We start from the raw sequence: 11,233 nt of genomic DNA, 5'->3' as shown, positions 1-11,233 counted from the left end.
AGCAGGAAGCCGTGCCGGTCGGCGAAGGTGCTCAGGCCCGAGTTGTCGGCGTAGATCTGGGCGGACTGCGTGCAGCCGTGCAGCGCGACGACGACCGGCGCGTTCGCCGGGAGGGACGCGGGCCGGTAGACGTACATGTTCAGACCACCTGGGTTGGCCCCGAAGTTGGTCACCCGCTCGAGGGCGACGGCGGCCCGCGCCTGGGGCGCGGGCGGGAGCAGGGCGATACCGGTGGCCAGGGCGAGGACGGCGGCGACCCGCCCGACGACACGGCGCAGACGCCCGCGCCGTCGGGTGCGGGCCAACTGGTCGTAGGGGGACGGCGATACGTGAGACAACGTGACCTCCCGCGGCATGGTCCCGGCGGCGGACTCGAAAGTACGACGGCCGGAGTGGGGTGCGGTCACCGTAGGAGGCCCCAGCCCCACGCGACATGTGGCGGCGCTCCACAACACGGGTGCCACAGCGGGTCGTTCACCTGTTGTGGGGAGCACGGCGCCGTGCTAGCGGTCACCGGAGCCCTCGCTTCGGGTCCCGACCGGGTCGAGTAAGTGTGCGGTCTTTTATGGCGTTTCGTCGGACGCGGCGGCAGGTACATATACCCGTATGGCCGGATTCTCAGGTACGGCGGACATGTCCGCGAACTTCCCTTCCCCCCACGGCCCACCGGTGTTCACCGCGGACTTCTCGTCGGAGGACCAATGGGTGGCCGGCCGCTCCTGGGCCTATCCCGACGGCGGCCCGACCAACCCGGGCGACGACAAACTGGACCACCTCACCCCGGACCCCGCCTACAGCAGAAGCGGCGTCTTCCGGGCCACCCGGATGCCCCAAGGCACCTGGTACACCGGCCTGTTGACCACCGAGGGCAGCCCCGACGACTTCATGGTCCGCGCGGGCGACATCCTCCGGACCCGGGTCCGGCTCCCCCGCGAAGTGGGCGCGTGGCCGGCGATCTGGACGTGGCTGGACGGCGGCAACGAGATCGACGTGTTCGAGTACCACCCGGACAACCCCGACCTGCTGGAGCTGTCGAACCATGTGAACGGCGGCGAGCACTACTACCGCCACAAGGCGATCCGCCCCGGCGCCTGGGTCGACTTCGAGGTCCACCTCGGCGCCCGCTCGGTGGTCTGGTACGTGAACGGCACCCGCGCCTTCGCCGACCGCACCGGCGTGGGCCGCCACTGGCAGGCCCACCTGATCGTCAACCTCTCGGTCTGCGCGGGCCGCTACCACCCGCCCCCGGAACCGGCCACGAGGTCGATGTCGTACGAGGTCACCAGACTGCTCGTGTACCGCCCCTGATCAAAGTCCTGAAAGCCCTGGCCAGCCGCCCACCATCTCTCACGAGCCGAAACTGAACCAGAAGACCGACATCGCTTCTACCAGTTCAGATACTCGAAGGGGACGGGCCTCGCCATATGCGTTCAATCTCATTCAGCGCGGCCAACAGCTCAGCGTCGTGCACCAGTCCGCGTACTGAGTCGACATCACTGGGTCGGAGTCTCTTCAGCGCCCTCACCGGAAGCCGCGACAACATGGAACTGGCGTGCTCAGCGAGCCAGTCCCTCTCACCGAGTTCACGCGCCAGCCGTAGCAGCCCGATCACCGCGTCCGGCTCGGCAACGGAGGTGGCATCGAGGATGGACAGACCATCGTTGAGCACCTCAAGGCCGGAGCCGCGCCCAGCCAACTCCCAAACGTGCGTGGTCTCAGCCTCTCGAAGCGTTTGCATCAAACGATCCTCCGGAGTGGGGCTATTTCGGAAGCGGGTCGCATACCCGTGTAGATGACCGACGAGCGAACTAACAAGTGTCACCCGTTCCTTCTCCGGCAGGTCTGCTCGCTCCATCTGACTCTTCACATAGGATTGGAGTAGATTCCATGCCTGAACTGGCAGCTCCCCTGGTTCAGTCGACCACAGGCGGATCAACTCCAGAAGGATCGGCAAGAGTACACTTTCCGGGAGCAATGCCGCGTCGTGAACAACGTTCCGGGTGAGAATGTCTGCGACTGACATTCGCTCCCCTTTGGGTAAACTGCGCAAAACGGACAAGACGTCGAGATATCGTCTGGCCTGCCCTTCCGAGTCTCCGGCGCGTCGACAAAGCATCGCCACGAGCACGTGCGCCGCTGAGAATGCTTGCTGATTTTCGTCAATCCTGTAGGTCCGTAAAGCATTTGGCATCTCTTCGATCAGCGGAAAAAGAGCATGCAACAGTTGATGCACCTCGGCATCGTGAACAAAAGAGAGTCGCCGTATCAGGTTGGCCGGGTTCACACCCTTCGAGTCATGATAGGAAGTGGGGCCGAGAGAGCTCAACCGCAACGCCCAGGACAGAGATTCGGCAGATGCCATGCCAACCCCGCGAATTTTGACGCATATGTCCCAGGATCTTTCCAGATCGAGACCGATTGCTCGATCCTCCAGCAAGAGCGTCCCGGTGAAAACTTCCCACGCGTTCTCCCCGAATTGGGACCTCCATATCTGCACACAGCGCCACCAGGTTTCGATCGGAGCCGACGTCGCAAAGAAATCTGAGACACTTACACTCCCTTCGGCGAGAACGGCCAACAGAAGCAGATTCGCAGTGTATGTGGCATCACGTTCGATCGATTTACGGTCGATGGGTTGGTACGACTGCCGGGGCCGACGACCATCTTGGTACGCTTGCGAGAACAGGACACGTAGCAGTTTCGGTAGTGCATTCCCTTCCGATGTCACCGTAATTTCTCGCAGCTCACCCGCATTACGGAGCACTTCGGCGTCATCCGTCAACGGGACAAATGAGAGCAAGGCATACAAGCGGGTATCGTTGACGAGTTCCGATGATTGAGCTTCCCACTCGTCGAGCACGGCCTGAAGCTCGGCCCCGATCAGCCGAGCTACCAAGTATTCACCAAAGGTGGCATGCAAGAATTCATACGACCTCACCTCCTCGGCAGCGACAACTGTCTGGGATTCATGCACGAAGAAGAATCGACCAAACAACAAGGTAGAACCATCACCGTCAAGCAGTGCCTCAAGATCTTTGTCCGCGTCGGATTCGGTGATGCTCTGCCTGCGCCGGTTGAACATTCCAATCGCGATCACGCTGAGGCGCCGGAGTTCCCGTTCCACGGAATCTTCCTCAACAGCGGAAGGCAATATTCCAGATTTCTTCACGACTTGCCGACGCACAAATTCCTTGAGGAGACGTTCGTACAAGTCGACCCGTCGAACGCTGTGCGCGCCAAGTCGCCGAAGGGGATTGTCAACCCCGTCATACAGAGCAAGCATAAGCAGAAGTAAAGGCTGGCGAGCCAGGTCAAGGTGAGGTCGAACGACTTGCCACGTGGGCGGTTCCAAGCCGTGGACAGCGAAGTAGCGACGGTTGGCAACCTCCCAAACCTCCAGCCAGCGGATGATTCGCGTGTCGTCGAACGGCTCGACCCGGATCACGGTACTGGCGGCCGGGGTGAAGACTTGGTCCGCGACCACCGTGCGGCTCGTCACGATAAAAACTGTGACACGCCCCAGTTCGCTCTCTCGCTGCTGAAACTGCTCGATGTCTTTCAAGTAACGCCACTGTTGAGCCATGTCGATAAAGTCTCCACCCGCCTGAAGCAGCTCATCAAATCCGTCGAGTAGGACGACTCGGGTGACTTCAGACCCCGCGCCCGCTGCGTCGGGCCAGGCAGTTCGGTGTCCGGTCGAATGGAACAACGCCAACTCAAGTTGTTCTTGAAGATCCAGATCCACCGGGGTATGGCGCAGCTCGACCCTGAGACTGAAGTATTCAGCTTCTGGTAGCCGGGCGGCCATCAGCTTGGTCAACGAGGACTTTCCGGAGCCGGGGTGACCGAAAATCAATAGGGGTGCCTGAGTCGCCTGATGGGTAATCAGGTACGCACCAAGAAATCCTGCCAAGTCCTCTCTCAGAGGCTGCTGCTGCCACCAATTTTCAGCCGTAAGTTGTCGGCCGATCGAATGCCTGGCAACCCGAAATGCAGGATCTACATAGCCCGCCTCAAGAGACGGAATAGTAGGGCCTGATCCTTCCGCGGACGCGATTGGCGCCCGCATCCGTTCTCGCTGTTGTGCGCTGACCGGCCCTGTACACGCAAACTCCGCAAACAGCGAACCGAGTTCGACGAGACCCACGCGATCGGACGTGGTCGGGGGTCGGCCCAGTTCTTGGTCAGGGTCATACGTTTCAGAGGTGAGGCGCAACTCCGGGCAGTCCCAGGTGACGGGAGCCAGCAGAGCTTCATACCGACGCCACGCCAGACGCGCAAGTCGCTCCGGCTCATACTCAAATGGATTGCCCAGGCTGTACACGACGTCAACTGCCGACGAATACGCCGCAGATATCTCCTCGCGAAGCTCAGCGCTGTCTCTTACTCGCGCCGAACCAAGTTCAATTCTCCCGAGTTCTTCGAGGACCTGAGTGACAACGTCGCCAGTTCCGTCTCCGGCCTCCGGTCCGGCTACGATCCCTTGCTCTGCCACAGCACTACTGAAGGCACTCACCAAAAGAACTACGTCCGCCGCGCACAGCAGTGCCGTTCTTGTGGTTCCCCGACTGGCTCGCACGCGAGCACCGAAGCCTTCGAATAGTCCACGAAGGCTCACACTCGCGTTGCCCAAGAGATTCAGTGGCTCAAGTGTCTCCTGCACCAGGTCGTCGAAACCTCCTCGCTCACCGATAAGAATCTCCACGGCGCCCGCAAAATCGAAGGTCACTCTCTCTATGCGCTGCACACCAGCGGTTTCGGCCGCTCCAGACTCGCGCGTCTGCACTCGCGGCGCCGCGATACGGCGCTGTGCCTCTGTCGTGGCCTCAAGCTCGCTCAGCCTTGTACGCCACCACCCAGGATCCAGAGACAGGCCGGGCGGCGGGTGACCACCGACACTGGCTCGGCAGCATGCCAAGATCAGCAAGATGTCATCCAGCTTTGGTGGCGTGGAACGGCGTCCGTTGAGAAGTTCAGACACGGACGCCTCACTGCGGTTCAGCGCCCGGGCAAGCCCAATCTGCGGGACACCACAGCCACGTACGAGGCGGCGAAGTGTTGCGCAGAAGTCCGCTACCGCACCCGCTGATTCCCCTGTCAAGAATCCCCCCAGCTTCGGTCCGCTTCGACCGCACGCTCAGCAGCGTATGCCGTGGGCTGGGACTACAGACTCGACTTAGGAGTTCTTCGCCGCTAAAGGGAGCGCGCAGAGCCACGACCCATGCTCAGTCCAACCGGTCGCACCTGCGTCCTTCTGATGGAAGAGGGAATTGATGTCCCAGCTGATGACCAACTCGATGGGCCCGCTCCTGGCCTTGGTCCTCGGAGCCTTCTTCGCTGGTGTGGTCCTACCAGCGGTATGGTCCTCTCGACCGGCTCGTCGGCGAGCCGCGGCGGAGGTCCTCGCCCAGCTACTGGCTGCTGTGCGGCGGCGTTGACGACGTGAAGCTCGATGTGATCCGTCCAGCAAGTGGACACATGAGCCGCCCCTGACCGCGGGTCAGCCGCCGAAGAGGCCACCGAGCAGGCCGCCGAGCGGATCGGTGTCCTCCGGCGGGGGGTCCGTCGGCTCGTCGGAGGGTGTCGGGGTGCCGGTGCCGGCCGTGGGTGACTGCGGGGTGGTGGTCTCCGGGGCGCTCGGGCTCCCCGATGTCGCGGAGGGCGATACGGCGTCGGTCGGAGTGGGGTCGGGGTCGGGTGAGCCGCTGCCGCCCGATCCTGCGCCGGCCGAGGGCTCCGGGGCCTCGCCGCTCCGGGTGGGGTCTCCCGGCGCCGGTACGGCGCGTTCGCCCGGTCCGCCGTCGGGGGCGCCCGAGACCGAACTCGCGGGCCGGGGTGAGGAGTTCGCCGGATCATCCTCGTCGTTGTTCTCCGTGACCCCGGGTATGGACATCCAGGGTGGCGCCGAGCCGCCGCCGATCAGCGTGCCGGCGAGTACGACGGCGCAGCAGGCGCAGGTGCCCGCCAGGACCCAGCCGACCCGTCGCCGGCGCGTACGCCGCGGCGCGGCCGTGTCGTCGTGCGTCACAGGCGGCTGCGGTTCCGGCTCCCGCTCGATCGTGGGGATGACCTCGGTGTCGGCCTCGGGCGCGTCAGCGGTCTCAGCGGTCTCGGTGGCTGCGGGCTCCCCGCTCTCCCCGCCCCGTACAGTCGCCTCGGCCGCCATCCCGGCGACCACCCGCTCCAGCCGGCCGAGCCGGTCTCTCAGATCCGACGCGTCGTCGTCGTGGCGGGTGTCCGCCCCCTCGGCATCGGTGTCTGCCCGGTGCTCTTCCACAACCGCCCCGCTCAGTGCGTCCCAGTCGTACGACGGATAACCAGCTTCGGCGATGAGACTAGTACGACTGCGCGACGGGCCACGGCCGCACGTAGACGAGAACCGGCCTCCCCGACGGCCGGGGGCACAGCGTTACGCCCCCGGCCTCCCCCGAAAGCCCCCCGCCGAACGCGGATCGGGGCTGCGCAGCGCGTCGATCGCGATGCGGGCCGTCGTGCCGATCACGGCGTCCGCCGCGGGCAGGGCGGCGGCCGGGCTGGCCGCGCGGGTGAAGATCGCGACGGCGTAACGGCCGTGGTCCGGGTACTCGATGACGCCGACCTCGTTACGGAGGGTGGGCGCGCTGCCGGTCTTGCCGGCCACGTGCACCTCGTCGAAGGGGAAGCCCGACGCCAGCCGGTGGGGCCACACCTGGAGACCGAGCAGCCGGCGGACAGCCGCGCTGTGCTCGGGGGTGCATGCCTCATCGCGCCAGATCGCCCCGAGCAGCCGGGTCATGTCGCGCGGGGTGCTGCGGTTGGTGCGCGCGGGGTCCAGGGCGCGCAGGCGCGCGAGGACCTGGGGGTCGGCCAGGGCCTGCGGGCCGCCGTGTCCGGCGTCCTCCCTGATGGTGGTGATGAACTCGCCGAAGGTCTGGACGGCGTGCGTACGCGTGAGACCCAGCCGTTCGGTGGTCTCGTTCACGGCGTCGAGGCCGACGCGCGCCAGCAGCAGTTCGGCGGCGGTGTTGTCGCTGACGGCCATCATCAGATAGGCCGCGTCGCGCAGGGACACGCGGGCCGGATCGAGCATGGCGGACAGCCCCGTCGGCCCGGGGGTACGGCCGCCGGCCGGGGACTCGACCTGGTCGGTCAGGGCCAGGCGCCCGGCCTCGGCGTGCTGGTGGAGCGCGACGAGCAGACAGAGTTTGTGGACGCTCGCGGTGACCACCGGCTGGTCGGCGCCCACCTCGATCTGGGCGGCGGAGTCGATGTCCACGGCGTGCAGCCAGCCGGTGACGCCGGCCGCGGCGAACGCGGCGCGGATGCGGTCCCGCGGATGGTTGCGGGTGGTGGGCTCGGTCATATCCAGTACTCCGCCGTCGGGCGCAGATGCAGCGGGCCGGGGGCTACGCCGGGGCCGGGCGCCGCGGTACGGCCCAGGGCGTCGGTGACGGTGTCGGCGAAGGCCCGTACGGCGGCGTCGCCCCGCCCCCGTGGCCAGGCCGCCGAGTGACGCCAGGCCAGCGGCGCGCCGCTCAGCGGGCGCCAGACCAGGTCCGGATCCCCGGCGTGGTGGGCGTCGCGCGGCCCGAAGGCGATGGCCCGGCTCGACAGGAGCAGGCCGCGGATGAAGCTGGGACCCTGACCGTGCCGGACAGCCGCGGGGGTGTAGCCGTGCCGGGCGCAAGTGGTCAGGAGTTCGTCGTGGACGGCCGGGGCGTGGGCGCGGGGGAAGAGGATCAGGTCGTACCCGGTGAGCGCGGCGAGCGGGACCGTTTCGAGGCGCGCCTCGGCGGCGTCGTGCGGCAGCAGGACGCCCAACTCGTGGCGCAGGACGGGGCCGAGCTCCAGCCCGGACACGTCGCAGGGGTGGTGGATGAGGCCGACGTCCAGGTCGTGCGAGGCGAGTCGGGCGAGCTGCTCGGCGGTCGGCAGCTCGTGCAGTTCCAGCTCCACTCCGCTCTCACGCTCCTGGAATCCGGCCAGGATCGCGGCCACGGTCCCGCCGGTGATGTCGGGCGGCAGGGCGGCGCGCAGCAGCCCGCTGTGACCGTCCTGGATCCGGCGGGCCGTGGCCATCAGTGCCTCGGAGTGGGCCAGCAGCCGGCGTGCCTCGTCCAGCAGGAGGGTGCCTCCCTTGGTGATCGTCACCTGTCTGCTGGAGCGTTCGAAGAGGCGTACACCCAACTCCCGCTCCAGGCGCTGGATGCGCTGCGACAAGGGTGGCTGGGCCACGCCGAGACGCTGGGCCGCGCGGCCGAAATGTAACTCTTCAGCAACAGCCACAAAGCACTGGAGATGGCGTATCAGGTCCACGAGCAGCAATCATACCGATTATTGATCGATCCATGAGCGATATCTGTCTTGGACGTGACCGCGCGGGCGTTGTTCTCCTCGGGCGAAGGAGTACGGAACGCCCGAACCGTGCTCCGCAGCGCTCCACGGAAAGGAAACCCGGCACCACATGTCCAGCACCCTCCCTCGCCGTACCGCACTCGCCGCACTCACCGGCCTCGTGACCGTCCCGCTCATCGGCTGCGGCACGAGCAAGGCCGACGAGGCGAAGTCGAGCCCCCGCCCGTCCAGCCCCACCCCCGGCGCCGACTCCGGCTCCGACTCGGGGCTCAAGCGCGCGTTCGCCGGTCTGGAGCGGAAGTTCGACGCCCGGCTCGGTGTCTACGCGATCGACACCGGCTCCGGCCGGTCCATCACCCACCGGCCCGACGAGCGCTTCGCGTTCGCCTCCACCTGCAAGGCGCTGCTCGCCGCCGTCATGCTGGAGAAGAACTCCCTCAGGCAGCTCGACCGGCTCGTACGGTACGACCGCGACGATCTCGCCGGCGCCGGGTACTCGCCGATCACCGAGAAGCACCTCGACACGGGCCTCACCCTGCGCGAGCTGTGCGACGCCACCGTCCGCTACAGCGACAACGGGGCCGCCAACCTTCTCTTCCACGAGATCGGGGGCCCCAAGAGGCTCGAAGCCGCCCTCGTCTCGATCGGCGACCGCGTCACCCGCTGCGACCGTTACGAGGACGCGCTCAGCGAAGCCCTCCCCGGCGACCTCCGCGACACGAGCACGCCCCGCGCGCTGGCCACCGATCTGCGTACGTACGTCCTCGGCGACAGGCTCCCGGCCGACAAGCGGGACGTGCTGACGGACTGGCTCAAGCGCAACACCACCGGCGACAAGGTCATCCGGGCCGGCGCCCCGGCGGGCTGGGTGGTCGGCGACAAGACCGGGACCGGCGGTTACGGCACCCGTAACGACATCGCGATCGTGTGGCCGCCCAAGGCCGCCCCGATCGCCATCGCGGTCATGTCCCGCCGTGACGAGAAGGACGCCGAGCCCGACGACGCCCTCCTCGCGGGCGCCGCGAAGGTGACGCTCGACGCGTTCGCCTGACCGCGCGTCACGCGGTCGCGGACACGCGGCCCAACGCGGCGAGTTGGCGCGCCTCGGTCGATTCGATCCGTTCCGCCTGCGCCTTCGTGATCACGTCGCACACCCAGTCCCAGTGCAGCGCCACGAGGTCCCCGGGGGCGAGGCCCGGGATCAGCGAGCGGCCCCCCGTCGACCAGCGCACGGACTCCTGGCGGGGCTGTCCCGGGATCAGGGCCGTACCCGTCCAGGTCAGCGGGCGGGACTCGACCGTCGCCGACTCGCCCGCGACCGAGTGGACCACGCCCGTTCGGATACGGCACCGGTCGAGGACGGACAGCGCCGTCGGTCGGCCGGAGGAGCGCAGCAAGCCGGCCCAGGGGTAGACGTCGAAGACCTGGAAGCTGTGGTGGGCGAGCGCGTGGTCGGCCGCCTCGCGCCAGGTGCCGCCGAGCTGGCCGCGGAAGCGGTCGCGCATCCGGGCCAGCAGGGCGGCCGGGTCGGCCCGGTCCAGGAGGTCGTTGCCGATCCAGTAGGCCTCGACGACGCGCTCGTCGAGCGGGTCGTCGAGCCCGGCCGTCTCGGCGAGGAATTCGAGATAGCACCAGGCGCCCTCGAACTGGCGCGCGCCCCGCTCGATGCCCTCGGTGTCGGCGGGGCGCAGCAGCGCGGCGGAGTCCGCCGGGCCGCAGTAGCCGAGTTCGTTGGGCGGGTAGGCGTACCGCGCGAAGAGAACCGCGCCGCGCTCACTCACTGCGTCTCACTCATTCAGCAGATCCTCGGGAGCTGTTCGCCGACGGGGAGAGGCACCACCCGCGAGCCGCCGAGCCCGGTCCTGGCCACCACCATGCCGGGGTGGTCGGGTACGCAGGTGCCGATGCGGCGCGCGCCGCGCCCCAGGGGATGCGCCTGGAGGGCCGCCAGGACCTCGTCGGAGCGGTCGGCGGGGACGATCGCGATCAGTTTGCCCTCGTTCGCCACCTGGAGCGGGTCGAGTCCGAGCAGGCTGCACGCGTCGCGCACCGTGTCCGGTACGGGCAGGTCCCGCTCGATCAGTTCGACGCCGACCCCCGACGCGGTGGCGATCTCGTTCAGCGAGGCGGCGACACCGCCGCGGGTGGGGTCGCGCAGTACGTGGATGTCGGCGCCGGTGGCGAGCATCGCCGCGACGAGGCCGTGCAGGGGCGCGGTGTCGCTCTCGACCGTCGTACCGAAGTCCAGGCCGTCCCGGCAGCTCATCACCGCGACCCCGTGCACTCCGATGTCGCCGCTGATCAGCACGGCGTCGCCGGGGGCCGCGCGGCGCGGGCCGATGTCGACGCCGGCGGGGATCACTCCGATCCCCGAGGTGTTGACGTAGACGCCGTCCCCACTGCCGCTGTCGACGACCTTGGTGTCGCCGGTGACCAGCCGGACTCCCGCGGCCCGCGCCGCCGCGCCCATGTCCTGGGCGACGCGGCCGAGGTCGGTGAGCGCGGTGCCCTCCTGGAGGATGAAGGCGGATGACATGAACAGCGGTGTCGCGCCGGACATCGCCAGGTCGTTGACGGTTCCGTTGACGGCGAGGTCCCCGATGGAGCCGCCGGGGAAGAACATCGGCCGCACGACGTACGAGTCGGTGGAGAAGGCGAGCCGGGTGCCGTCGCCGACGGTGAGGACGGCGGAGTCGCCCAGTTCGGGCGCGGCAGCGTCGCCGTACGCGGGGAGGAACAGGTGCTCGACCAGTTCGGCGGACATCGCCCCGCCACCGCCGTGGCCCATGACGACGGTCGGGGTCGCGCGCAGGGGGACGGGGCAGGTCCAGCTCTCGAAGTCGAGACCGTTGCCCGCGGGGGCGCTCGCCGGGGCGGGTACGGGGGGTGTCGTCCGGGT

At 67.6% G+C, this 11,233-nt stretch carries 8 protein-coding genes and 1 pseudogene; 2 read left to right on the top strand and 7 right to left on the bottom strand.

Features of this window, described 5'->3' with window-relative positions:
• Window positions 1-356, bottom strand: a pseudogene (locus tag BHU15_RS05990) (extracellular catalytic domain type 1 short-chain-length polyhydroxyalkanoate depolymerase); the annotation flags it as partial.
• A gap of 277 nt (window positions 357-633) precedes the next feature.
• Here BHU15_RS05990 and BHU15_RS05985 point away from each other — a divergent pair.
• Window positions 634-1,308, top strand: a complete 675-nt coding sequence (locus BHU15_RS05985; RefSeq protein WP_069626217.1) for a LamG domain-containing protein — start codon at window positions 634-636, stop codon at window positions 1,306-1,308.
• Between the two features lie 85 nt (window positions 1,309-1,393).
• Here BHU15_RS05985 and BHU15_RS39670 read toward each other — a convergent pair whose 3' ends face one another.
• The 4 genes from BHU15_RS39670 to BHU15_RS05965 all read right to left on the bottom strand — a co-directional run bounded on the left by BHU15_RS39670 (window position 1,394) and on the right by BHU15_RS05965 (window position 8,265).
• A complete protein-coding gene (locus tag BHU15_RS39670; RefSeq protein WP_141726774.1) occupies window positions 1,394-4,981 on the bottom strand; it encodes an NACHT domain-containing protein in 3,588 nt (1,195 codons plus the stop codon).
• Between the two features lie 519 nt (window positions 4,982-5,500).
• A complete protein-coding gene (locus BHU15_RS05975; protein WP_069626207.1) occupies window positions 5,501-6,277 on the bottom strand; it encodes a hypothetical protein in 777 nt (258 codons plus the stop codon).
• Window positions 6,278-6,409: 132 nt separating this feature from the next.
• Entirely contained in the window at window positions 6,410-7,342 is a 933-nt protein-coding gene (locus BHU15_RS05970) for a serine hydrolase (protein WP_069626206.1), read from the bottom strand.
• Window positions 7,339-8,265: a LysR family transcriptional regulator gene (locus tag BHU15_RS05965; protein ID WP_255293030.1), complete on the bottom strand. Its 927-nt coding sequence runs from the start codon at window positions 8,263-8,265 to the stop codon at window positions 7,339-7,341. Before BHU15_RS05965 ends, BHU15_RS05970 begins: the two co-directional genes overlap by 4 nt.
• Before the next feature lie 178 nt (window positions 8,266-8,443).
• Here BHU15_RS05965 and bla point away from each other — a divergent pair, with 178 nt between their 5' ends.
• Window positions 8,444-9,385 carry a class A beta-lactamase gene (gene bla, locus BHU15_RS05960; protein ID WP_069626204.1) on the top strand — a complete coding sequence of 314 codons (942 nt, stop codon included), beginning with the start codon at window positions 8,444-8,446 and terminating at the stop codon, window positions 9,383-9,385.
• A 7-nt stretch (window positions 9,386-9,392) separates the two neighbouring features.
• On the opposite strand, the gene BHU15_RS05955 is transcribed toward bla, so the two are convergent.
• Window positions 9,393-10,115: a DUF6390 family protein gene (locus BHU15_RS05955; protein ID WP_069626203.1), complete on the bottom strand. Its 723-nt coding sequence runs from the start codon at window positions 10,113-10,115 to the stop codon at window positions 9,393-9,395.
• A gap of 14 nt (window positions 10,116-10,129) precedes the next feature.
• Window positions 10,130-11,122: a hydrogenase expression/formation protein HypE gene (hypE, locus tag BHU15_RS05950; RefSeq protein ID WP_079127931.1), complete on the bottom strand. Its 993-nt coding sequence runs from the start codon at window positions 11,120-11,122 to the stop codon at window positions 10,130-10,132.
• Window positions 11,123-11,233: the final 111 nt, after the last annotated feature.

It is taken from the genome of Streptomyces niveus (genome assembly GCF_001723055.1).
In the GTDB taxonomy this organism is placed as follows: domain Bacteria; phylum Actinomycetota; class Actinomycetes; order Streptomycetales; family Streptomycetaceae; genus Streptomyces; species Streptomyces niveus.
The sequence above is the reverse complement of the archived record's forward strand: the minus strand, read 5'-3'. Positions and strand labels throughout refer to the sequence as shown.

What these genes read in the sequence shown, in the direction of transcription:
- BHU15_RS05985 (WP_069626217.1), top strand. Translation starts at nt 634, where the DNA reads ATGTCCGCGAACTTCCCTTCCCCCCACGGCCCACCGGTGTTCACCGCG.
- BHU15_RS05970 (WP_069626206.1), bottom strand. Translation starts at nt 7,342, where the DNA reads ATGACCGAGCCCACCACCCGCAACCATCCGCGGGACCGCATCCGCGCC.
- bla (WP_069626204.1), top strand. Translation starts at nt 8,444, where the DNA reads ATGTCCAGCACCCTCCCTCGCCGTACCGCACTCGCCGCACTCACCGGC.
- hypE (WP_079127931.1), bottom strand. Translation starts at nt 11,122, where the DNA reads ATGGGCCACGGCGGTGGCGGGGCGATGTCCGCCGAACTGGTCGAGCAC.